The sequence below is a fragment of the Streptomyces sp. MAI_2237 genome (assembly GCF_054189285.1).
This window is the reverse complement of record NZ_JAJPGQ010000002.1, coordinates 603,088-625,847: the sequence shown is the minus strand read 5'-3', so window position 1 is coordinate 625,847 and position 22,760 is coordinate 603,088. Positions and strand designations below refer to the sequence as shown.

The following is a 22,760-nucleotide window of genomic DNA, read 5'->3' as shown; positions in this document are numbered from 1 at the left end:
CCCCCGAAGCAAGGCCCAGCCTAGGCGGAGTTACCGTGGACGGGCACCACACCGAAGGAGAGTCCCGCACCATGGAGCACATCCCAGCAGCCGCCTGGCTCGCCGCGGCCGCCAGCGCCCCCCAGCACCAGGGATCGGGCTATCTGCTGCGGGTCGTGCTGGTGGTGATGATCCTGGGCTGTGCGTTCGCCGGGTGGTTCCTGCTGCGGGGCTACAAGCGGAAAGACGACTGAGGGCCGCCCAGGGTTCCCCGACGGCGGAGTCGGCGTGATCGCCGACACGGCCCCCGCTTACCATGGGCCGACGTCTTATCCCGCCCTCCCTCCGGTCTCGACTCCGCTCGAGCGGGGGGACCCCGACGATAGGTCCTGCCGAAGATGAGCCTCCACACCACCGCTGCCCACCTCGTCACCCTCGCCGAAGCCGAGGGCGGCAACCACGAGAGCCTCAATCCCGCGCTCACCGGCGGCGGCGCCCTCGTCATCCTGCTGCTTCTGCTGTGGATCACCACCCGCTTCAACCGCGACCGCTGAACCCCGCACCGCCCGGTACCGGGACAACCCGGGCATCCGTCGAACGGAGTGCTCAGGCCGGGCCGGTAGGGTCTGCACGCATGGGAGAGCAGGACATGCCTACCGGTCCGGCGATGGACGACGCGAGCGGCACCACGGCCCGCCGGGCGAGCGGTACCGGGACCCGCCCGGTGAACGGCCCGTCGAACCCCGGCAAGCGCCGCCTCGGCGTCATGGGCGGAACGTTCGACCCGATCCACCACGGGCACCTCGTGGCGGCCAGCGAGGTCGCCGCGCAGTTCCACCTGGACGAGGTGGTGTTCGTACCCACCGGCCAGCCGTGGCAGAAGACCCACCGCCATGTCTCCCCGGCCGAGGACCGCTATCTGATGACGGTCATCGCGACCGCCGAGAACCCGCAGTTCTCGGTGAGCCGCATCGACATCGACCGCGGCGGCCCGACCTACACCGTGGACACCCTGCGCGACCTGCGCGCGCTCAACCCGGACACCGACCTCTTCTTCATCACCGGCGCCGACGCCCTGGGCCAGATCCTCACCTGGCGCGACTCGGAGGAGCTGTTCTCCCTCGCGCACTTCATCGGCTGCACCCGCCCCGGCCACCACCTGACCGACCACGGCCTGCCCGAGGGCGGCGTCTCGCTGGTGGAGGTTCCCGCACTGGCCATCTCCTCCACGGACTGCCGTGCGAGAGTCGCCAAGGGAGACCCCATCTGGTACATGGTGCCGGACGGAGTCGTGCGCTACATCCACAAGCGCGAGCTGTACCGCGGCGAGTGAGCCGAGAGGGGCTACCGGTGAACGACCGATACGACGCGGGCCACGGCGGCGACCAGGGCGACCAGTACGAACTCGTCGGCTACGACGAGTACGGCCGGCCCGTGTACCGGCAGGTCGCCCCGCAGCAGGCGCCCCAGCAGCAGTACGACCCGTACGCGCAGCAGCAGGGCTACGGCTACGACCCGTACGCCACGGGCACGCAGCAGGCGCCGCCCTACGACCCGTACGGCACCGGCCGGCAGCAGGCCGCGCCCTCCTACGACCCGTATGCCGCGGGCGGGCCCCAGGGCGGGGCACCGGCACAGCCCTACGACCCCTACGGGCAGACCGCGGCCAGTGGCCAGCAGCCCCGGGTCGCCGAGCAGACCGCGTACATCCCGCAGCAGGCCGGCCCGGCCGCGCCGGCCGAGGACACCGCGCCCCCCTCCCAGCCCGAACGGGACTACCGCACCGAGCAGTTCGCCTTCGTCGAGGAGGCCGACGGCGACCCCGAAGACGTCATCGACTGGCTGAACTTCACCGAGAACCGCACCGAGCGCCGCGAGGAGGCCAAGCGCCGCGCCCGCAGCCGCCTCATCGCCCTCGTCGTCGTCCTCGCCCTGGTCGCGGTCGGCGGCGTCGGCTACCTCTGGTACGCCGGGAAGCTGCCCGGCCTGTCCACGTCGCACTCCAAGACCGGCAAGGCGACGGTCGCGGGCGCCCAGAACCGCGACGTCATCGTCGTCCACCTGCACAACACCAAGAAGGGCGGCACCTCCACGGCGCTGCTCGTCGACAACACCACCACCAAACAGGGCACCACCGTCCTGCTGCCCAACTCCCTCGCCGTCACCGACGACGACGGCACCTCGACCACCCTCGCCAAGTCGGTCGACGAGGACGGCTCCTCCGGCACCCGCGACGCCCTCGACACCGTCCTCGGCACCGACATCGAGGGCACCTGGCGGCTGGACACCCCCTACCTGCAGAACCTCGTCGACCTGGTCGGCAACATCGAGGTCGACACCAACACGGACGTGCCCGACCCCGACGCCAAGAAGAAGGGCACCGCACCCCTCGTCCACAAGGGCTCGAACCAGACCCTCAGCGGCAAGATGGCCGTCGCCTACGCCACCTACCGTGCCTCCGGCGAGGCCCAGAACGCCCAGCTGGAGCGGTTCGGCCAGGTCATGCAGGGCGTGCTGCGCAAGCTGTCCTCCGACCCGACGGCGGCGACCACCACCGTGCAGACACTGGCGCAGATCCTCGACCCGTCCCTGACCGACAAGGACCTCGGCACCTTCCTCGCCAAGCTCGCCGACCTCGCCAAGGGCGGCGACTACAAGACCGCCCTGCTACCGGTCCAGGGCGACGGCACGCTCAGCGCGCAGGCTGCCGCCAGCGTCGTCAAGGACGTCCTCGGCGGCACCGCCAAGAGCCCCGACCAGGGCTCCGCCGTCCGCGTCCACGTCGAGAACGCGAGCGGCGTGAAGGACGACACCGAGAAGGCCCGCGTGGTCCTCCTCAACGGCGGTTTCACCTTCCTGGGCGGCGGCGCCACCACCCCCACGGCCACCTCCAAGGTCGTCTACGCCGACGCCGCCGACAAGGAGAACGCCACCGAGGTCGCCAAGACCCTGGGCCTGCCCACCAGCTCCGTCGTCAAGGGCAAGACCGCCTCGAACGCGGACGTCTCGGTGACCCTCGGCCAGGACTACAAGCCGTCCTCCTCGTAGGAACCCGCGGGAAACGGCAGATGGCACGAGCGGGCGCCCCATGTGATCCCTTAATCACGTGGGGTGCGCCCGGCGGTCCGTGAGACCCTTGATGCCAAGTGACCGCCGACCGAAAGCCATGTAGTGACCGCCACTGACCGATCTCTCGAGCTCATCACCACCGCCGCCCAGGCGGCCGCCGACAAGCTCGCGCACGACATCATCGCCTACGACGTCAGCGATGTGCTGTCGATCACGGACGCCTTCCTGCTGGCCTCCGCCCCCAACGACCGCCAGGTCAAGTCGATCGTCGACGAGATCGAGGAGCGGCTGCAGAAGGAGCTCGGCGCCAAGCCGGTGCGCCGCGAGGGCGACCGCGAGGCCCGCTGGGTCCTGCTCGACTACGTCGACATCGTCGTCCACGTCCAGCACAGCGAGGAGCGCGTCTTCTACGCCCTCGAGCGCCTGTGGAAGGACTGCCCCGAGCTGGAGCTGCCCGCCGACGCCAAGGCCACCCGCGGCAAGGCCGCGGAGCACGCCAAGCTGCAGGCCGCCGAGGAGGCCGCCGACCTGGGCGGTGAGTGGTGACGAGCGCCACCGGCGAGGTCTCCGCGGGCCGGCCCGGCCGGGGCCGCCGCATCATCCTCTGGCGCCACGGCCAGACCTCCTGGAACGTGGAGCGCCGCTTCCAGGGCACCACGGACGTCCCCCTCACCGAGGACGGCGTGGCCCAGGCCCGCCGCGCCGCCCGGCTGCTCGTCGCCCTCAAGCCCGACGCGATCATCGCCTCCGACCTCCAGCGCGCCGCGAACACGGCCGCCGAGCTGGCCGCGCTCACCGGCCTGGAGGTCGCCCTCGACGAGGGATTGCGCGAGACCTACGCGGGCGTCTGGCAGGGGCTGACGCACGAGGAGATCATCGCGCGGCACGGCGAGGAGTACGCCGCCTGGAAGCGCGGCGAGGCAGTGCGGCGCGGTGGCGGTGAGCTGGAGGCCGAGGTGGCCGAGCGCGCCGCCCCGGTCGTGCTGCGGCATGCCGAGAAGCTGCCCGACGAGGGGACGCTCGTCGTGGTCAGCCACGGCGGGACGATCCGCACCACCATCGGCCGTCTCCTCGGTCTGGAGCCCCACCACTGGGAGAGCCTCGGCGGCCTCTCCAACTGCTGCTGGTCCGTCCTCGGCGAGGGCGCCCGCGGCTGGCGCCTGCTGGAGCACAACGCCGGCACGCTCCCGGAGCCGGTGCTGGGCGACGACGACTGAGCGGATTTCACTTTCCGGCAGGTCGCAGGCTAAAGTTCTTCTTGTTCGCCCCGCGGAGCGGGGAAGAACAAGGGGCTATAGCTCAGTTGGTAGAGCGCCTGCATGGCATGCAGGAGGTCAGGAGTTCAATTCTCCTTAGCTCCACACATCGGTGAGGCCGATCGGCACTCTGTGGAGTTGTCAAAGATCGGTCGATGAGATCCCGTCTCCCTCAGGAGGCGGGATTTTCCGTTTCCCACATCCGGATGATCTCGTTCGCTCCTTCCTGTGTCGGCGGCCACAGCGGCTCCCTGTGCTGCCGCAGCAGCGCGATCCTCGCCCGACTCATGTCGTCCTCCGGCGTGTAGACCACCACGCGGCACTCCGGCATGCCGTCGACCGACAGGGACTGCGAGTTCATCCGCACCTCGCCCACGGCCTCGTGACGGAACGTCTTGACGCGGCGGCCCGGCTGTATGACCTCGCCGCTCGCCCACAGCTCGGCGAAGTACGGGCTGGCCGCCGACAGCCGGCGCACGAAACCCTCCCAGGCGGGCTCGCCCACATGTCTGCCGTAGTGGGACCGCAGCGTCGCCACCATCACCGGCAGCTCCCGCTCCCGATGCACCACCGGGCAGGCCTCCTCGGAGACGGTGAACAGCGTCCACAACACGTTGGGGACGGTGAGGCCGTGCGCCTGCGGCACCGTGAACAGGTCGCGGTAGGCCGGGTTCGTGGCGAGGACGTCGTACCGCGAGTTGTAGACCACCGCTGGCATCGGATCGAGGGCGTCGATGATGGCCTGCACCTCGGGGCCGACCCTCTGCGTCATCCGCTCCGGGTCCGGCTCGAAGGGCACCTCCGCCAGGCGGTACAGATGCTCGCGCTCCGGCGGATCGAGCCGCAGGGTGCGCGCCACCGCGTCCAGGACCTGCGCGGAGGCGTTGATCGGGCGGCCCTGCTCCAGCCAGGTGTACCAGGTCACCCCGACGCCCGAGAGCTGGGCGACCTCCTCGCGGCGCAGCCCCGGTGTGCGGCGCCGGAAGCCCGGCGGCATGCCCACGTCCGCCGGTGTCACCCGGGCGCGCCTGCCGCGCAGGAACGCGGCCAGCTCGGGCCGCCGTCGCTGTGTCGTCGTCATCGTCACGTCCCCCGCGTCACGTCCCCGTCGTACGACCATCCTGGATGCCGGAGTTGTCCGGTGCCAGGTGCTGTCAGTACCAGCATCGTCGGGCTCTCGGCACCCGTACCGGCTCGTCGTCAGGCTCGACGGCATGACGACCACATCCGAGACCGGGCCGGGTTTCGCGCCCGTTCCAGGTCCTGCGAAAAGTGAAGCACCCGCCACTGACAACCGGTCCCGGCGTCTGCTGGCGCTGGTCCTCGCCGCCCAGTTCATGGCCGTGCTCGACGTGTTCATCGTGAACGTCGCGGCCCCGACCATCGGCGCCGAACTCCACGCCTCCGGCGCCGATCTGCAACTCGTGATCGCCGGCTACACCATCACCTACTCGGTGCTGCTGATCACCGGCGCCCGCCTCGGCGACCGGTTCGGGCACGGCCGCGTCCACCTCGCCGGACTCGCTCTGTTCACCGCGGCCTCGCTGGCCTGCGGGCTGGCCCAGGGGGCCACCGAGCTCATCGTCTTCCGGCTGGTGCAGGGTGCCGGATCGGCCGTGATGATCCCGCAGGTGCTCAGCCTCATCCAGCGCAACTTCACCGGGGAGGCCCGGGCCAGGGCGCTCGGCGCCTACTCGGCGGTCATCGCGGTCGGCGCCGCGGCCGGACAGGTGGTCAGCGGAGTCCTGGTCGACGCCGACCTGTTCGGCACGAGCTGGCGGCCGGTGTTCCTGGTGAACGTGCCGGTGGGCCTGGCCCTGCTGGTCCTCGGCGGCCGTGTGCTGCCGGTCCGGGACGCGGTGGACCGCGACCGTGCCCGCGGCCTCGACGTCCCGGGACTGCTGCTGCTCGGCGCGGCCGTGTCCTTGCTCACGCTGCCGCTGGTCCTCGGCCAGGAGGAGGACTGGCCGCTGTGGTCGTGGACCTCGCTGGCCGCCGCCGTGCTCCTGTTCGCCGTGTTCTGCGTCTACGAGTCCGGGCTCGCCCGCCGCGGCGGCGCCCCGCTCATAGCCCCCCGCGTGCTGCGCCTGCCCGGCATGGGCCTCGCGGTCTTCCGGATCCTCGCGGTCATGGCCGTCAACGGCGGCTTCCTGTTCGCGCTCACCCTGCACATCCAGGGCGGCCTCGGCTTCAGCGCCCTGCGCGCCGGTCTCGCCTTCGCACCCACGGCGGTGGTCTTCGGCCTGGTCGGCCTGACGTGGCGCCGCTGGCCGGCGTCCTGGCAGCGGCACCTGAGCCCCGCCGGGTTCGTGCTGACGGCGCTGGCCGTGGCCGGCGTCGGCCTGATCCTCAAGGGCGGCGGCGACGGCGGAGCGTGGCTGTACGTCGCCTACGCGGGCGTGGGGGCGGGACTCGCGCTCGGCTTCAGCCCGACCCTCACCGGGGCCCTGGCCGCCGTACGCCCCGAGGACGCCGCCGATGCCAGCGGGCTGCTCGCCACGGTGGCACAGCTCGGACAGCTGACCGGTGTCGCCGCGTTCGGCACACTGTTCTTGAACCGGCTTGAGTCACTTGGGGCCCCGGGGGCGTATACCTCTGCGAAGGCGCTTCTGGCGTGCATGTTCGCGCTGGCCGCGACGGCCGCGGTGGGTGCCGTGTCCGGACTGGTACTGAGGCGTCGCTGACCGTATCGGCCCGGCCGTGGCAGAATCAAACGGCCGGAAGGGGGCGCGGCCCGACGGGAGGGAGCAGTGATGCCTGCGAGCATCCTCGAGGAGGTCGGCCACCTCCTCGAAGCGGCGTCGACACGGGACACGGTCACCCGCCTGATCTGCCCTTCCTGCGGTTCCGTCCATGTCGCCCAGGTTCTCGGCGACAACGGCGGGATCTCCTACGTGTGCACGGCCTGCGGCCACAGCTGGAGCTGATCGATGGGTGCACACAGGCGAAAGTGCGACTGGTGCGGCAGCGGTACGCCGATCGTCCGGGACATGGAACCGGTCAACCCCGACTACCAGTACTGGTGCGAGGAATGCGCGCGGGCGCTGATCATAAAAGGCGACCCGATCGAGACGTACCGCGAACTGGAGGGTGAGCCGATCTACGGCCGCCTCCTGGAGGAGCACTGCACCCTCAAGCGGTTCTACTCGTTCGTGACGGCCTGAGGGCCGTCGCGCGGGCCGCCGGAAACGATTTGGTGTTCCACCCCGTCGACCGTGTAATGTTGGCGTCGCCGCCAGGGAAACCGGGGTGGCGCAGCAAGGGGCTATAGCTCAGTTGGTAGAGCGCCTGCATGGCATGCAGGAGGTCAGGAGTTCAATTCTCCTTAGCTCCACAGCAAGATCCCGCCGGATCGTATCGATCCGGCGGGATCTTTCGTTTTCCCTGAATCCCGTCCGGGCCGGGGGAGTTGGGAAAGCGGAAGGGCCGCCCGGTCCGGGCGGCCCTTCGTGACGTGTGCCTCAGCGGCCCAGTGCGCGCCGTCCACGGCCCTGGGAGAGGACCGGGAGGTTGCGGGACGGGGCGCGGTCCCGAGGGCTCTCCTCCTCGATGCGCAGGGCCAGCGCCGGGCAGCGGCGCACCGCGCGCAGCGCCTTGGCCTCCGCGTAGCGCGGCACCTGGGCCTGGGCGACGGTCGGGAAGCCGTCGGCGCCGAGTTCGAAGACCTCCGGGAGGATGTCGGCGCACAGCCCGTGGCCGCGGCACAGCGTCCAGTCGACGTAGATCTTCTGCCGGCTGGCTCCGCTCTGCTCCGGGGCCTCCGCGCCGCCGGGGAGGCCCGTGGGGGCCCTGCCCCCCTCGAAGAGCGGCAGAACGCCCTCCACGGGCCGTCCGCAGCCGTTGCCGAGGACATGGGCGGCGAGGTCGTCGGTGAACGCCTTGATGGTCGACTCCAGGAACATCGCCGAGCCGTCCGGGTGCGAGCACGCGCCGCGGCGCTTGACGTTCTTGGCGACCTGCTTGAGGGCCTCCAGGGCGGCCGGTCCGCCGCCGTTGATGATGTCCTCCATGCCGCGCGCGGCGGCGGGCAGACCGAGGTAGCAGGGGCCGCACTGGCCGGCGCTCTCCTCGGCCAGCCACTGCGCCACCCGCAGCGACTCGCCCAGGGGGCAGGTCTCCTGACTGATCGGCAGGATGGCGCCGGCGCCCAGCGCACCGCCCACCGCGTCCAGGTTGTTGCGGGAGACGATCGCCTCGTTGACGGTCGCCGCGTCGATCCACTTGCCGTGGTAGCCGCCGGTCAGCACGCCCTGCGGGACCTGCGGGGCGCCGGCGAGCTGCAGGACGTAGCGCAGCGGCACGCCCGTGGGGACCTCGATCACCATGGGGCGGGCGACGGCGCCGGAGACGGTGAGCATGACGGTGCCCGGCTCGTCGTACAGGCCCGTGTTGCCGTAGCGCTCCGGCCCGATGCGGGCGGCGATCGCCAGCTGGGCGAAGGTCTCGGCGTTCGACAGCAGGGTGGGCGCGCCGCCGACGCCGTTCTGCGAGGCGCTGACCTTGCGGCCGGGCGGGATCGCCGGGCCGCCGTCGACGGAGCGGATCAGGGAGGCGGCGGCGCCGGTGACCATGCGGACCGGGTTGCGCTGCACGAAGGCCTTCAGCGCCGAGCGGCGTCCGTTGCTCAGGCCGCGCTCGGCGAGGGCCGCCTCCATGGAGCGCTGCGTCGACTCACGGGTGACCCCCACCACGAGCGTGCGGGCACCCAGGGCCTCGGCGCACAGCAGCGCGCCGTCCAGGATCAGGTGCGGGGCACGGTTGATGAGCACCGTGTCCTTGCGGCAGGCCGGTTCGTCCTCGCTGCCGTTGACGACCACGACCGGCCGTACACCGCGCTTGATCGCCGCCTCGGCGACCGAGCGCAGCTTCTTGTGGAAGGGGAAGCCCGCGCCGCCGCGGCCCTTCAGGTTGATGTCCTCGGAGAGCTTGGCCAGTTGCTCGCCACCGAGGGGTTCGAGTGGTCCGTGCACCTTCAGGTGCATGGACAGATCGAGTCGTTCCACAAGGTCGAAGCCCGACGTGAGCTGAGGAAGGCCGACCACGCGGACTTCTGGGACGTCGGGCAGGGCCTCGTTCACCTATAGCCTCCGGAAGGCGTGTTCCAAGGTTCGCCCGAGCCCGATGCGTCGAACGACTCACCGGGCCTCGCTTGATTGGCGGGACCGCTGTTGTACGTGTCGTTCTGGTTGTACGCGCCATAGCCGGTGTTCGTCTCACCGGTGTCGTACATATCACTGTTCCGGTAGGCGGCGGTGCCCGTGCTGCCGTAGGTGGGGATGTTGTTGTAGCCGGTGTCCTGCAGGGGGTCGTAGGCCGACGGGGGAGCCTCGCCGACCGGCGGGGGCGTGGGGACCGGCCAGCTGCCCGAGGTGCTGCCGTCGACCCGCGGGACGGCCGAGGTGGCCTGCATCTCCATGGGCAGGTCCATGCGTGCGGTCTGGTCGATCGTGAAGGGCTGTTGCAGGGGCTGCTGGGGCGTGACCGCGCGATAGGCGGCCGCGAAGCCGTTCGAGGGCTCCGGCGTCATGGCGCGGGAGGCGGCGGTGTCGTAGAACGCGGCCCCCGGGGCGGCCGCCGGCTGCGCGGGGGCCTGCTTCGGGGCCCGGGCGGCCTCGTAGCCCGGCAGGGAGGAGGTCTCGGTGAGGCGGGCGCGGCTGGCCTCCAGCTCGTCGCGGGCCGCCATGGGGTCGTTGCCCAGCAGTACGGCGAGACGGTCGGCGATCTTGCGCTTGACCGGGCGCGGGGCCGCGCGCAGGCCGAGCGCCGCGATGATCCCGACCAGGCACAGCTCGTAGGAGATCATGAAGAACGGCTTGGCCGGGCGCCCCGCGAACAGGCCGTGGATCACCGCGAAGCACAGCGCCGGGTAGGCCAGCATGTGCATCGCGCGCCAGCGGGCCGCGACGGGCGCCGGGGAGGCGAACTGGTTGCGCAGGGCGCCGGTGATACCGACGAAGATCATGAGGTAAGCGGCCAGGGAGCCCATGCCGATGAGGGTCGCGCTGCCCGGGTTGGCGCCGCCGCTGCCCGTCAGCACCCAGCCGAAGGGGATCAGGGCCGCGATCCAGTCGGCGTGGTCCAGGGCGAGCTTGATCCCGATGTGCACGACCAGGAAGGCGATCGAGCCCACCGCCGTCACCCGGTGGATGGCCTGGGCCACGATCCGCTGGCGGATGTTGAGCAGCAGCCGGTCCTGGGCGACCAGTCCCCAGATGCACGAGCAGGTGAGGCAGACGAGCGACAGGACGCCCGCACCGAAGTTAAGGAACTGCTGCAGCCAGCCGCCTCCGAGCAGCACGACGACGGGTATGAGCAGCAGGACGACAGCCGTCGCCACCCCGTAGGCCGACCGGCCCGGCCTGGGGAGCGAAGTGTTACTACGACGAGGGTTCATGGGGGCAACTCCGAGCAGTTTCGGGAAAGCGGTCCCGCTGCCGAACTTTAAGTGGCGCCATACCGATCGGTACGAGGTTTGAGTTATTGCGTTGTTATCAGGAGGCGTTGCGTTTGTAGTGATGTCCGGGTAATGGGTGTTACGCGAAGTAAGCCGCGTCCTTGATTCAGTTGTCGCCGGGAGGGGTGGCCCGGTGCCAAGGATGCATACGCAAGCGCGTCGCATCCTGCTCAAGCGCTGCGGTACCCTAACGCCATGCGTGCCGTACGCCTTCTGCTTAGCGAGCCGCGCTGATCAGTCCCGACCACCGGCGAACCGCCTGGTCGGAATCGGCGCGGCGTCCCCTCCTGTGCGAGGGGATTTTTCGTTTCCGGAACGACGAAGCCGCCGGCAGAGACGATCGATGGAGCTTAAGGATCATGAGCGAGACGAACCCCGCTGCCGCCACTGGTATGTCGGTGGATGCCGCGCCGCACCGCTACACGGCCGCCATGGCGGCCGAGATCGAGGCACGCTGGCAGGACTTCTGGGACGCCGAGGGCACGTACGCGGCGCCGAACCCCAAGGGTGACCTGGCGGGCGACCCCGAGGTCGTCGCCCGGCCCAAGAAGTTCATCATGGACATGTTCCCCTACCCGTCCGGCGCGGGCCTGCACGTCGGCCACCCCCTGGGGTACATCGCCACCGACGTCTTCGCCCGCTTCCAGCGCATGACCGGGCACAACGTCCTGCACACCCTGGGCTTCGACGCCTTCGGCCTGCCCGCCGAGCAGTACGCGGTGCAGACCGGCACGCACCCGCGTGTCTCCACCGAGGCCAACATCGAGAACATGACGGCGCAGCTGCGCCGGCTGGGCCTGGGCCACGACAAGCGCCGGTCGTTCGCCACGATCGACCCGGACTACTACAAGTGGACCCAGTGGATCTTCCTGCAGATCTTCAACTCCTGGTACGACGACGAGGCGGACAAGGCCCGTCCGATCTCCGAGCTGATCGCCCAGTTCGAGAGCGGTGACCGGGCCGTTCCGGGCCACACGCGCGCGTGGCACGAGCTGAGCGCCGGCGAGCGGGCCGACGTCCTGGGCGAGTTCCGGCTGGCCTACGCCTCCGACGCGCCGGTCAACTGGTGCCCCGGCCTGGGCACCGTGCTGGCCAACGAGGAGGTCACCGCCGACGGCCGCAGCGAGCGCGGCAACTTCCCCGTCTTCAAGGCCAAGCTGCGCCAGTGGAACATGCGCATCACCGCCTACGCCGACCGGCTGCTGGACGACCTGGAGGCGCTGGACTGGCCCGAGGCCATCAAGCTGCAGCAGCGCAACTGGATCGGCCGCAGCGAGGGCGCCCGCGTCGACTTCCCGATCGACGGCGAGGACATCACCGTCTTCACCACCCGCCCCGACACCCTGTTCGGCGCGACCTACATGGTGCTGGCGCCCGAGCACCCGCTGGTGGAGAAGTTCACCCCGGCCGCCTGGCCGGAGGGCACGCACGAGGTGTGGACCGGTGGTCACGCCACCCCGGCCGAGGCCGTCGCCGCCTACCGCGCGCAGGCCGCCGCCAAGTCCGACGTCGAGCGGCAGGCCGAGGCCAAGGACAAGACCGGCGTCTTCATCGGCTCGTACGCGACCAACCCGGTCAACGGCGAGAAGGTCCCCGTCTTCATCGCCGACTACGTCCTGATGGGCTACGGCACCGGCGCGATCATGGCCGTCCCGGCGCACGACACGCGTGACTTCGAGTTCGCGCGCGCCTTCGAGCTGCCGATCGCGTGCGTGGTCGAGCCGACCGACGGCCGCGGCACGGACACCTCCACCTGGGACGAGGCCTTCGTGTCCTACGACGCGAAGATCGTCAACTCCGAGGGCGAGGGCGTCTCGCTGGACGGCCTGGGCGTCGTCGAGGCCAAGGCGCGCATCACCGAGTGGCTGGAGCGCCGAGGCATCGGCGAGGGCACCGTCAACTTCCGTCTGCGCGACTGGCTGTTCAGCCGGCAGCGCTACTGGGGCGAGCCCTTCCCGATCGTCTACGACGAGGACGGCATCGCCCACGCGCTGCCCGAGTCGATGCTGCCGCTGGAGCTGCCCGAGGTCGAGGACTACAGCCCGCGCACCTTCGACCCGGACGACGCCGACACCCAGCCCGAGACCCCGCTGTCGCGCAACGAGGACTGGGTCAACGTCACCCTGGACCTGGGCGACGGGCCGAGGAAGTACCGGCGTGAGACGAACACCATGCCCAACTGGGCCGGTTCCTGCTGGTACGAACTGCGCTACCTGGACCCGCACAACGCCGAGCAGCTGGTCGACCCGGAGATCGAGCAGTACTGGATGGGCCCGCGCGAGGGCCAGCCGCACGGCGGTGTCGACCTGTACGTCGGCGGCGCCGAGCACGCCGTGCTGCACCTGCTGTACGCCCGCTTCTGGTCCAAGGTCCTGTACGACCTGGGGCACGTCTCCTCCGCGGAGCCGTTCCACAAGCTGTTCAACCAGGGCATGATCCAGGCCTACGTCTACCGCGACGCCCGCGGCATCGCCGTACCGGCCGCCGAGGTGGAGGAGCGCGACGGCGCCTACTACTACCAGGGCGAGAAGGTCTCCCGGCTGCTGGGCAAGATGGGCAAGTCCCTGAAGAACGCGGTCACCCCGGACGAGATCTGCGCCGAGTACGGCGCCGACACGCTGCGCCTGTACGAGATGGCGATGGGCCCGCTGGACGTCTCCCGGCCGTGGGACACGCGCGCCGTGGTCGGCCAGTTCCGGCTGCTGCAGCGGCTGTGGCGCAACATCGTCGACGAGGCGACCGGTGAGGTGACCGTCACCGACGCCGAGCCCGACGAGGAGACGCTGCGCGCCCTGCACAAGGCGATCGACGGCGTGCGCGGCGACCTGGAGGGCATGCGGTTCAACACCGCCATCGCCAAGGTCACCGAGCTGAACAACCACCTGACCAAGGCGGGCGGGGCGGTGCCGCGCGCGGTCGCCGAGCCGCTGGTGCTGCTGGTCGCCCCGCTGGCCCCGCACATCGCCGAGGAGCTGTGGCGCAGGCTGGGCCACACCGGCTCCGTGGTCCACCGGGACTTCCCGGTCGCCGACCCGCGGTACGTGGTGGACGAGGCCGTGACCTGCGTGGTGCAGATCAAGGGCAAGGTCAAGGCGCGCCTGGAGGTGCCGCCGTCCATCTCCGAGGAGGAGCTGGAGAAGATCGCCCTGGCCGACGAGAAGGTCGTCGCGGCGCTGGAGGGGGCCGGCATCCGCAAGGTGATCGTGCGGGCGCCGAAGCTGGTCAACATCGTTCCCGCTTAGGCCGCAGCGGCCGCGAGTATTGGGGTGGCCCCTGGCCGTGCGTCTCGGGGTGGTCCCCTGGCCGTGCGTCTCGGGGTGGTCCCCTACGGGCAGGTTCGGGGTTCTTCTGGAACTCCGGGCCTGCCCGTCTCGTTTACCGTGAAGGGAGACGCGGAACAGGCCGCGCAGGCCGGAGGAGGAGCACGGTGGAAGCAGTGATCGCGGTCTTCGTCCTGCTTGTCGTCCTCTTCCTGGCGCTGGGCACCTATGCGGCGGTGAAGGCCGTCGGCGCCGCCAAGCGCGGCGTGGACCGCACCATCGACCAGGCCCGGCGCACGGTCGAGGACCACACACTGCGGGCCAAGACGTTCGTACCCGGCCCGGTGAGCGACGTCGCCCAGCTGCGCCTGAAACTGCGCACCTCCATGCGGGCCACGCAGGACGCGCTGGACGCGGGCGCGCCCGAGGACGAGTCGCTCAAGGAGTCCCTGCAGCTCTTCCGGCGCCTGAGCGCCCACGGCCACGAACTGGACGGCGAGCTCAAGCGCCTGGAGTCCGATCCCGACCGGGCCACGCTCGCCCAGCGGCTGCCCGACCTGCGCGCCCGCACCGAGCGCATCACGCAGTCGGCGGACTCGCTGCGCTGGGCGGCTCGCGACCGGGCCCGCCGTTTCGCCGACGACGACCTGGACACGCTGAGTGCGCAGATCGACGTCGAGGCCGGCGCCCTGCGGCACTGGACGAAGGACGAGCCGTCCGCCGTCCCGCCGCCGTGGCCCGAGGCCCCCGCGGCCGAAGGCGAAGCGGCTCGGCAGACCTGGCCGAAGACGCCCCGTTCCGCACCGGACGAGGAACCCACCCGGGCCGCCATCACCCCGCCCGCCCCGCGCCCCATCTACCCATGGCAGAAGAAAACCCGCCCCGAGAGCACCACTTGATCCGGTCAAGGACGTACCAGGTGAGAGGGGCCGGGCTGCCCTCCGGCCGCTACGCCAGGTAACCTCCAGCTCATGTCCCGCCATGTCGCGATCGTCACCGATTCAACGGCCTACCTGCCGCCCCGGACGATGGAGCGCCACGGCATCACAGCGGTCCCCCTGACCGTGGTCCTCGGCGACCAGGCCCTGGACGAGGGCACCGAGATCTCCACCCGTTCCCTGGCCCAGGCGTTGCAGAGGCGACGCCCCGTCACCACCTCGCGGCCCAGCCCCCGGCTCTTCGCCGACACCTACCGCAAGGTCGCCGAGTCCGGCGCGTGCGGCATCGTCTCCCTGCACCTGTCCGCCGAACTGTCGGGCACCTACGACGCGGCGGTCCTCGCGGCGCGCGAGGCGCCGGTGCCGGTGCGGGTGGTGGACACCGGGACGGTCGCGATGGCCCTCGGGTTCTGCGCGCTCGCCGCGGCGGAGGCGGCGGAGGCCGGCGGCACGGTGGACGAGGCCGTCACCGCCGCCGAGAAACGGGCGTCGGGCACGTCCGCCTACTTCTACGTCGACACCCTCGACTACCTGCGCCGCGGCGGCCGGATCGGAGCCGCGCAGGCACTGCTGGGTTCCGCTCTCGCCGTCAAGCCCCTGCTGCAGCTGGACGGCGGCCGTATCGAGCTGCTGGAGAAGGTCCGGACGGCGTCGAGGGCGATCGCCCGTCTCGAGGAGATCGCCGCCGACCGCGCCGGCAGCGCGAAGGTCGACATCGCCGTCCACCATCTCGCCGCCCCCGAGCGGGCGTCGGCTCTGGCGGACCGGCTGCGGACGCGGGTGCCCTCGGTGGGCGACCTGCATGTGAGCGAGGTCGGGGCGGTGATCGGCGCACACACCGGGCCCGGGCTGCTGGGGGTTGTGGTCTCACCGCGGTGAGAGACAGTCGCTGCATGGTCCTTCGGAGAGACGGTCGGCTCACTCGTGCGGGTGATGAAGATATCCACAACCGGCCGGTAGTCCACGGGAATTGAGCAAGATCATCGCGGTGGCGGTGGATGTCCCATCCTCGTCGCATGGCACTTCGATCACGTACACGCACAGCGACCGCGACCAGTGGACCGGGGCGCGCCCCCGCCTCCGACGGACGGGTCCGGCACCGCCGCGCGCCGCTGCGGGGCCGGACCGGGCATCAGCACGCGTCGGCGGAAGTCCGGCGGCGTGCGCAGCTGTTGTTCCCCGAACGCGCTTCTGACGGAGGGGAGTCGGGAGCGGGGCCGCCGAGCGTGCCCACGGACGAGACCGCCGAGCAGGATTTGGTCCCGGTACCGGAGCCTCGGCCGGCTGGGGACGCCTGGCGGGCGCGCGCCGGACTGGCCGTCCGGGAGCGGTTGCCGCTGTGGCTGCAGACCAGGTGCAGGCTGGAGCGGCGCAGCGTCGTGGCCCTCTCGGTGCTGCTCGTCGTCGCCGCCGTGCTCGCCGTGCAGCACTTCTGGGCCGGCCGGACACAGTCCGTGCGGGCGCCCGAAGTGGTGCGGGCGGCGCTGCCGTTCGGCGCGGGGAAGACGAACGGGCGGCCCGAGCCCGGGGCCTCGACCGGGGCGCCTGGCCCTGGAGGAACGACTGCGGGCGGGACCGAGATCGTCGTGGACGTCAGCGGCAAGGTCCGCAGGCCCGGCATCCACCGCCTGCCGCCCGGTTCACGGGTCACCGACGCGCTGCGGGCCGCCGGGGGCGTGCGGCCCGGCACCGATCTCCGGGGACTCAACCGGGCACGCTTCCTCGTCGACGGAGAGCAGGTGATCGTCGGGGGTCCCGCCGCCCCGGCCCCCGGACCCGCCGGCCCGGCCGCGGGAGGCCCGGCCGGCGCGGCCCCAGCGGCCCCCGTCTCCCTCAACACGGCGACCGCGGAACAGCTCGACACCCTGCCCGGGGTCGGCCCGGTGCTGGCCCAGCACATCGTCGACTACCGCACGCGGCACGGCGGTTTCCGCACCGTCGACGAACTGCGCGAGGTCAACGGCATCGGTGACCGCCGGTTCGCCGATCTACGAAACCTCGTACGGCCATGACGGGGCGCCGAGTGGATGCGGGAGACACCGGCGTCGCACCCCCCGGCCCTGTCCGGCCGGCCGTCCACGCCGCCTCGGGAAAACGCCTCGGGGCCGCCCATCCCCGGCAGGAAGGGCCGACGGACCTACGCCTCGTGCCGCCCGCTCTCGCCGCCTGGGCTACCGCGGCGCTCATGCTCGGCGCGACCTCCGCGTGGGTCGCGGGAGTCGCCGTCGGCTGTCTGAGCGCGGCGGTGATCCTCCTGGGGGTGCGGGAGCGGGTGCGACGGCGGAGCGCACGCCTCGGAGTGTCGGCGCAGGGGGCGTGGCCGCGGATCTCCGTCGCCGCCGTGCTGCTCTGCGTCGCCGCGGCCGCCGTCTCCGCCGGACTGCACGGGGCCGATGTGCGACGCGGCCCCGTGCCGGAGCTGGCCCGGCGGTACGCGACGGTGACCGCCGACGTGGAGGTGACCGCCGATCCACGGCCGACCCGGCCTCGGATCAGAGGGGATCACGCCGCCCCGGCCTCCGTCCTGGTCGAGGGCGAGGTGCGACGGGTGCGGGAGGGCGACGGGACGGCGGCGGTGACCAGGACGCCGGTGCTGGTGATCGTCCCGGCGGGACCGCCCGGCGGGGTGGGGCCCCCTTCCGGGGGCCGGGCGCGGTCCCCGTGGCTGGAGTTGCTGCCCTCCACGCGTGTGCGTGTCGAGGCGCGGATGGCTCCGGCCCTGGTGGGCGGGGACCGGATCGCGGGGGTGCTGCGGGTGCGGGGGCGGGCCGCTCCGGACGTGGTGGGCGGACCGTCGGGGGCTCAGCGGTTCGCGGGCCGGTTGCGGGGCGGGCTGCGGGAGGCGACCGACGGACTGCCGGCGGACGCGCGGGCGCTGCTGCCCGGCCTCGTCGTCGGGGACACCTCACGCATCACACCGGAGCTGGACGAGGCGTTCAAGGAGACCGACCTGGCGCACACCCTCGCCGTGTCGGGAAGCAACCTGACGATCATCCTCGCTCTGCTGATCGGGCCGCCGGGCATGGCGCAACTGGTGGAGCGGCGGGGGCTCGCACCCCGGCTGGGCATTCCGCTGCGGGCGACCGCGGTGCTCGGCGGGTTCCTCACGCTCGGCTTCGTCATCGTGTGCAGACCGGATCCGAGCGTGCTGCGGGCCGCGGCCTGCGGGGCCGTGGTGCTCCTTGCCCTGGCGACCGGGCGCCGCAGGTCCCTGATCCCGGCACTGGCGACGGCCGTGCTGCTGCTCGTCCTGTACGACCCCTGGCTGGCCCGCAGTTACGGCTTCCTGCTCTCGGTGCTGGCCACCGGCGCACTGCTCACCCTCGCCCCCCGGTGGAGCGAGGCGCTGCGGCGACACCGGGTTCCGCCACGGCTGGCCGAAGGGCTCGCCGCTGCGGCCGCCGCCCAGGCGCTGTGCGCGCCGGTCGTCGCCGTGCTGTCGGCGCGGGTGAGCCTGGTGGCGGTGCCGTGCAATCTGCTCGCCGAGGTCGCCGTGGCACCGGCCACGGTGCTGGGCTTCGCGGCGCTGGCGACGGCGCCGGTGGCGATGCCGGTGGCCAAGGCGCTGGCGTGGGGCGCGAGTTGGCCGGCTGGGTGGATCGCGCGGATCGCACGAACCGGGGCCGCGTTGCCGGGTGGGGGAGTGGACTGGCCGGGCAGTTGGGGAGGGGCGCTGCTGCTGGCCCTGGTCACGGTGGCCGTGCTGCTCGTCGGCCGGCGGCTGCTGAGGCATCCGTGGCTGTGCGTGCTCTGCCTGACGCTGCTCGTGCTGGTGGTGGTGCAGCCGCCACCGCTGACCAGGGTGATCACGGGCTGGCCGCCTCCCGGCTGGCGGTTCGCCGTGTGCGACGTGGGCCAAGGGGATGCGACGGTGCTCGCGGCCGGGCCGGGCAGCGGGGTGGTCGTGGACGCCGGACCGGACCCCGAGCTCGTCGACCACTGCCTGCGCACGTTGGGCATCACGAGGATTCCGCTCGTCGTGCTCACCCACTTCCACGCGGATCACGTGGCCGGACTGCCCGGTGTGCTGCGGGGGCGTTCTGTCGGGGCGATCGAGACGACGGGCCTGGAGGAGCCCGCGGACCAGGTCGCGTTCGTGCGCGGTCGGGCGGCGGCGCGGCACATCCCGGTCTCCCGTGCCGTCGCAGGCGAGCAACGGCGCACCGGCACGCTGTCCTGGCAGGTGCTGTGGCCCCCGGCGGACGCGGCACCGGAGCAGGACGGGCCGAACGACGCCAGTGTCGCCCTGCTCGTCCGCTCGGCGGGCTTGCGGCTGCTGCTGCTCGGAGATCTCGAACCACCGGCCCAGCAGGCCCTGTTGCGGTCCCCGCAGGGTGCGCTGCTGGGTGGGATGGACGTCCTCAAGGTCGCCCATCACGGCTCCGCGTACCAGGACCCGGAACTGATACGCCGGGTGGCGCCGCGGGTCGCGTTGATCAGCTGCGGGGAGGACAACCCGTACGGGCATCCCGCGCCCGGCACCGTGGCGGCGCTGCGGGCCCTGGGGGCGGTGGTGCTGCGGACCGACCGGGACGGGGCGCTCGCCGTCACGGACTCAGGCGGGCGGCTGAGCGTGGCGCGAGACTGAGGGCATGAACTCCTCACAGGTCGATGCCTACCTCCGCCGGCTGGGAGTCGAGCCCCCGGAGCCCCCGGAGCCCCCGGAGCACCCGGCCGACGCCACCACCACCGACGCCACCACCGCCCCTGCCGGTACCGGCTCTCCTGCCGCCGACCCCACCGCCGCCGCGTTGCGCGCGCTGCAGCTGCGTCATCTGCGGACCGTGCCCTTCGAGAACCTCTCCATCCACCTGGGCGAGGAGATCGTGCTGGAGGAGGAGCGGCTGTGGGACAAGGTGGTGGGGGCACGGCGGGGTGGGTTCTGCTACGAGCTCAACGGTGCCTTCGCTGCGCTGCTGGACGCGTTGGGGTTCGAGGTCACGCTGCTCGCGGCGCGGGTGCACGGGGGCGAGGGGCGGCTGGGGATCCCGTACGACCATCTCGCGCTGCGGGTGCGGGCGGTGGACGGGAGCGAGTGGCTGGCGGACGTCGGGTTCGGGGCGTTCAGTCACTTTCCGCTGGCGTTCTGGGAGAGGAGCGAGCAGGAGGATCCCGGCGGGGTGTTCCGGATCGTCGAGAGGGGGCCGGATCTGGACGTCCTCATGAACGGTGAGCCGCAGTACCGGCTGGAGACGCGGCCGCGTGAACTCGGTGACTTCGTGGCCGGGGCGTGGTGGCACAGCACCTCGCCGGCCTCCCACTTCGTGCGGTCTCTGGTGTGTTCGAGGGTGACGGAGGAGGGAGGGCGGATCACGCTCGGCGGGCGCACGTTGAAGGTGACGGGAGGCGACGGGCGGCGCGAGGAGCGCGAGTTGGGCACGGACGAGGAGGTGCTCGCGGTGTACCGGGAGACGTTCGGGATCGAGCTGGGGCGGGTGCCGGCTGTGCGCGAGGACTGAGCTCCGGCCGGGTGGCCGAGAATGGGCGGGTGAGCGATGTGAGACATGTGCTGGTGCTGCCCGACCGGGATGCCGCCGAGGAGGCGGCCGAGGCGCTGGGGGAGCGGTTCGGGGTCAGGGAGGAGCCGCAGCTCGTGCGGGACGCGCTGGCCGGTGAGGACGACGCCGAGGACGCGCAGTGGCTGGTGGTCCTGCGGGACGAGGAGGGGCGGCTGGACCCCGGGGAGCTGGACGCGTTCGCGGGGGAGTGGGAGGGGTGGCGGGAGGAGCCGTAGCCGCGGACCCCGTGCTGGGGTCTCCGACCGCGGGACGGACCTGCGCGGGACGTGTTGTCAGTGGTGCGTGCCATCCTTGACGCGATGGCCAAGAAGACTGCGAATGACGACCCTCTCGCCCCGGTGACGCTCGCCGTGGGCCAGGAGGACCTGCTGCTCGACCGGGCTGTGCGGGAGGTGGTGGTCGCGGCGAGGGCCGCCGATGCCGACACGGACGTACGTGACCTGACCCCGGAGCAGTTGCAGCCCGGCACGCTCGCCGAGCTGACCAGCCCTTCGCTCTTCGCGGAGCGCAAGGTCGTGGTCGTGCGCAACGCGCAGGATCTGTCGGCCGACACGATCAAGGACGTGAAGGCGTATCTCGGGGCGCCGGCCGAGGAGATCACCCTCGTGCTGCTGCACGCGGGGGGCGCCAAGGGCAAGGGGCTTCTCGACGCCGCCCGGAAGGCCGGGGCGCGGGAGGTCGCCTGCCCGAAGATGACCAAGCCGGCGGACCGGCTGGCCTTCGTGCGCGGGGAGTTCCGGACGACCGGGAGATCCGCGACGCCCGAGGCATGCCAGGCGCTGGTCGATGCCATCGGAAGCGATCTGCGGGAGCTGGCGTCTGCCGTGTCCCAGCTGGTCGCCGACGTCGAGGGGACCATCGACGAGGCGGTCGTGGGGCGCTACTACACCGGGCGGGCGGAGGCGTCGAGCTTCACCGTGGCCGACCGGGCCGTGGAGGGGCGGGCGGCGGAGGCGCTGGAGGCGCTGCGGTGGTCGCTGGCCACGGGGGTCGCTCCGGTGATGATCACCAGCGCGCTGGCACAGGGGGTGCGGGCGATCGGCAAGCTGTCGTCGGCGCGCGGGGGGCGGCCGGCGGACCTGGCGCGGGAGCTGGGGATGCCGCCGTGGAAGATCGACCGGGTGCGGCAGCAGATGCGGGGGTGGACGCCGGACGGGGTCGCCGTCGCCCTGCGGGCCGTGGCGGAGGCGGACGCGGGGGTGAAGGGCGGGGGCGATGATCCCGAGTACGCGCTGGAGAAGGCCGTGGTGACCATCGCGCGGGCTGCGCGGTCGCGCGGGCGGGCGTGAGGTTGGGCTCCGCGGCGTCGGCGGGGGCTGGGCGCCGTTGCTGGGGGCTCCGCCCCCAGGCCCCCGTTCGGCCCTGAACGGGCCTCGTCCTCAAACGCCGGACGGGCTGGAACAAGGCGGCCTCGTCCGTAAGCGCCGGACGGGGTGGGCAACGGGGCCTTGTCCGTGAGCGCCGGACGGGGTGGGCAACGGGGCCTTGTCCGTGCGGGCTGGACGGGGTGGGACAACGGGCCCCCGTGCGGGCTGGACGGGGTGGGACAACGGGGCCTTGTCCGTAAGCGCTGGACGGGCTGGGGCAACGGGGCCTCGTCCTCCATCGCCGGCCGGGCTGGACGCGCAACCCCGACGGGACAGCACCCCCGCCCCAACGAACGAAAGACCCCGCCCCACCCTGGGGAAGGGCGGGACCGGGGTCTTCGGTTCGTGCTGCTTTGAGCCCGTACCCGCGTGGCGAACGCAGGCCGCGTACAGGCTCTGGGTGCCGGACGGGAGCGGATGAGAGAGGGCCCGCTCTAGGTCCCTCCGGCGGTCAGATCAAAGGAAGGTGTCAGCCCTTGAGGGACGCGACCTTGGAAGCGAGCGCCGACTTCTTGTTGGCGGCCTGGTTCTTGTGGATGACGCCCTTCGAGACGGCCTTGTCGAGCTGACGCGCGGCAGCGCGCTGGTACTCGGTGGCCTTCTCGACGTCACCCGCGGCAGCGGCCTCGCGGGCCTTGCGGATCGCGGTCTTCAGGGAGGACTTGACGGCCTTGTTGCGCAGCCGGGCCTTCTCGTTGGTCTTGATCCGCTTGATCTGGGACTTGATGTTCGCCACTGATTGAGCCTTTTCAGGTTCAGGCACGGGACCGCACGGGACCCGGGCCAGGTGATTTTCTGAGGTGCGCCTCGCGCTGAGAGGGCATGAGGCACAGCCACCCAGGCTACCAGTGGCCCGGCCGACGGCCCAAAACGGTCCCCGGTCGCCCGCCGTGGGACCATGGAGCCTACGTATCGATC

Annotated in this window: 21 protein-coding genes and 2 tRNA genes; 19 read left to right on the top strand and 4 right to left on the bottom strand. The window is 71.8% G+C overall.

Going from position 1 to position 22,760, the window contains the following annotated elements:
• Positions 1–71: 71 nt before the first annotated feature.
• From LN251_RS07685 to LN251_RS07655, 7 genes are all read left to right on the top strand, one after another.
• Positions 72–233, top strand: coding sequence for a hypothetical protein (locus LN251_RS07685; RefSeq protein ID WP_203237729.1), 162 nt, complete (start codon positions 72–74; stop codon positions 231–233).
• Between the two features lie 144 nt (positions 234–377).
• The gene (locus LN251_RS07680; RefSeq protein ID WP_458243725.1) at positions 378–533 is read left to right on the top strand and encodes a hypothetical protein; all 156 of its coding nucleotides are present in this window, start codon (positions 378–380) and stop codon (positions 531–533) included.
• 80 nt (positions 534–613) lie between these two features.
• Positions 614–1,312 (top strand): nicotinate-nucleotide adenylyltransferase, encoded by a 699-nt coding sequence (gene nadD, locus LN251_RS07675; protein WP_458243724.1) that lies wholly within the window; start codon positions 614–616, stop codon positions 1,310–1,312.
• 17 nt (positions 1,313–1,329) lie between these two features.
• Positions 1,330–3,027, top strand: a complete 1,698-nt coding sequence (locus LN251_RS07670) for a LytR C-terminal domain-containing protein (RefSeq protein WP_458243723.1) — start codon at positions 1,330–1,332, stop codon at positions 3,025–3,027.
• Positions 3,028–3,150: 123 nt separating this feature from the next.
• On the top strand, positions 3,151–3,594 hold the full coding sequence (gene rsfS / locus LN251_RS07665; protein ID WP_058925332.1) for a ribosome silencing factor: 444 nt from the start codon (positions 3,151–3,153) through the stop codon (positions 3,592–3,594).
• Positions 3,588–4,265 carry a histidine phosphatase family protein gene (locus LN251_RS07660; RefSeq protein WP_458243722.1) on the top strand — a complete coding sequence of 226 codons (678 nt, stop codon included), beginning with the start codon at positions 3,588–3,590 and terminating at the stop codon, positions 4,263–4,265. The genes rsfS and LN251_RS07660 overlap by 7 nt, the downstream gene beginning before the upstream one ends.
• A 71-nt stretch (positions 4,266–4,336) precedes the next feature.
• Positions 4,337–4,409, top strand: a tRNA-Ala gene (locus LN251_RS07655).
• A gap of 67 nt (positions 4,410–4,476) precedes the next feature.
• Here the strand turns inward: LN251_RS07655 and LN251_RS07650 are convergent.
• Positions 4,477–5,385, bottom strand: coding sequence for a helix-turn-helix transcriptional regulator (locus LN251_RS07650; RefSeq protein ID WP_458243721.1), 909 nt, complete (start codon positions 5,383–5,385; stop codon positions 4,477–4,479).
• 133 nt (positions 5,386–5,518) lie between these two features.
• On the opposite strand from LN251_RS07650, the gene LN251_RS07645 reads away from it, so the two are divergent.
• The 4 genes from LN251_RS07645 to LN251_RS07630 all read left to right on the top strand — a co-directional run bounded on the left by LN251_RS07645 (position 5,519) and on the right by LN251_RS07630 (position 7,638).
• Positions 5,519–6,988, top strand: a complete 1,470-nt coding sequence (locus tag LN251_RS07645) for an MFS transporter (RefSeq protein WP_458243720.1) — start codon at positions 5,519–5,521, stop codon at positions 6,986–6,988.
• 69 nt (positions 6,989–7,057) lie between these two features.
• On the top strand, positions 7,058–7,231 hold the full coding sequence (locus tag LN251_RS07640; RefSeq protein ID WP_107416152.1) for a hypothetical protein: 174 nt from the start codon (positions 7,058–7,060) through the stop codon (positions 7,229–7,231).
• A 3-nt stretch (positions 7,232–7,234) separates the two neighbouring features.
• Positions 7,235–7,468: a hypothetical protein gene (locus LN251_RS07635; protein ID WP_003976229.1), complete on the top strand. Its 234-nt coding sequence runs from the start codon at positions 7,235–7,237 to the stop codon at positions 7,466–7,468.
• Between the two features lie 97 nt (positions 7,469–7,565).
• Positions 7,566–7,638, top strand: a tRNA-Ala gene (locus tag LN251_RS07630).
• A 127-nt stretch (positions 7,639–7,765) separates the two neighbouring features.
• On the opposite strand, the gene LN251_RS07625 is transcribed toward LN251_RS07630, so the two are convergent.
• Both LN251_RS07625 and LN251_RS07620 read right to left on the bottom strand, forming a co-directional pair.
• A complete protein-coding gene (locus tag LN251_RS07625) occupies positions 7,766–9,382 on the bottom strand; it encodes an NADH-quinone oxidoreductase subunit NuoF family protein (RefSeq protein WP_058925335.1) in 1,617 nt (538 codons plus the stop codon).
• Positions 9,379–10,698, bottom strand: coding sequence for a ferric reductase-like transmembrane domain-containing protein (locus tag LN251_RS07620; RefSeq protein ID WP_458243719.1), 1,320 nt, complete (start codon positions 10,696–10,698; stop codon positions 9,379–9,381). Before LN251_RS07620 ends, LN251_RS07625 begins: the two co-directional genes overlap by 4 nt.
• A gap of 419 nt (positions 10,699–11,117) precedes the next feature.
• Between LN251_RS07620 and leuS the strand changes: the two genes are divergently transcribed.
• The 8 genes from leuS to holA all read left to right on the top strand — a co-directional run bounded on the left by leuS (position 11,118) and on the right by holA (position 21,764).
• Complete coding sequence (leuS, locus tag LN251_RS07615) at positions 11,118–14,000, top strand: leucine--tRNA ligase (protein ID WP_458243718.1); 2,883 nt, start codon at positions 11,118–11,120, stop codon at positions 13,998–14,000.
• Positions 14,001–14,185: 185 nt separating this feature from the next.
• Positions 14,186–14,917 (top strand): hypothetical protein, encoded by a 732-nt coding sequence (locus tag LN251_RS07610; RefSeq protein ID WP_458243717.1) that lies wholly within the window; start codon positions 14,186–14,188, stop codon positions 14,915–14,917.
• A gap of 72 nt (positions 14,918–14,989) precedes the next feature.
• Positions 14,990–15,835 (top strand): DegV family protein, encoded by an 846-nt coding sequence (locus LN251_RS07605; protein WP_458243716.1) that lies wholly within the window; start codon positions 14,990–14,992, stop codon positions 15,833–15,835.
• Between the two features lie 137 nt (positions 15,836–15,972).
• Entirely contained in the window at positions 15,973–16,968 is a 996-nt protein-coding gene (locus LN251_RS07600; protein ID WP_458243715.1) for a helix-hairpin-helix domain-containing protein, read from the top strand.
• Positions 16,965–19,544 (top strand): ComEC/Rec2 family competence protein, encoded by a 2,580-nt coding sequence (locus tag LN251_RS07595; RefSeq protein WP_458243714.1) that lies wholly within the window; start codon positions 16,965–16,967, stop codon positions 19,542–19,544. Before LN251_RS07600 ends, LN251_RS07595 begins: the two co-directional genes overlap by 4 nt.
• A 4-nt stretch (positions 19,545–19,548) precedes the next feature.
• Positions 19,549–20,415, top strand: a complete 867-nt coding sequence (locus LN251_RS07590; RefSeq protein ID WP_458243713.1) for an arylamine N-acetyltransferase family protein — start codon at positions 19,549–19,551, stop codon at positions 20,413–20,415.
• A 29-nt stretch (positions 20,416–20,444) separates the two neighbouring features.
• On the top strand, positions 20,445–20,690 hold the full coding sequence (locus LN251_RS07585; protein ID WP_383671414.1) for a hypothetical protein: 246 nt from the start codon (positions 20,445–20,447) through the stop codon (positions 20,688–20,690).
• 84 nt (positions 20,691–20,774) lie between these two features.
• Positions 20,775–21,764, top strand: a complete 990-nt coding sequence (gene holA, locus LN251_RS07580; protein ID WP_458243712.1) for a DNA polymerase III subunit delta — start codon at positions 20,775–20,777, stop codon at positions 21,762–21,764.
• A 547-nt stretch (positions 21,765–22,311) separates the two neighbouring features.
• On the opposite strand, the gene rpsT is transcribed toward holA, so the two are convergent.
• Positions 22,312–22,578 (bottom strand): 30S ribosomal protein S20, encoded by a 267-nt coding sequence (gene rpsT / locus LN251_RS07575; RefSeq protein ID WP_015660447.1) that lies wholly within the window; start codon positions 22,576–22,578, stop codon positions 22,312–22,314.
• Positions 22,579–22,760: the final 182 nt, after the last annotated feature.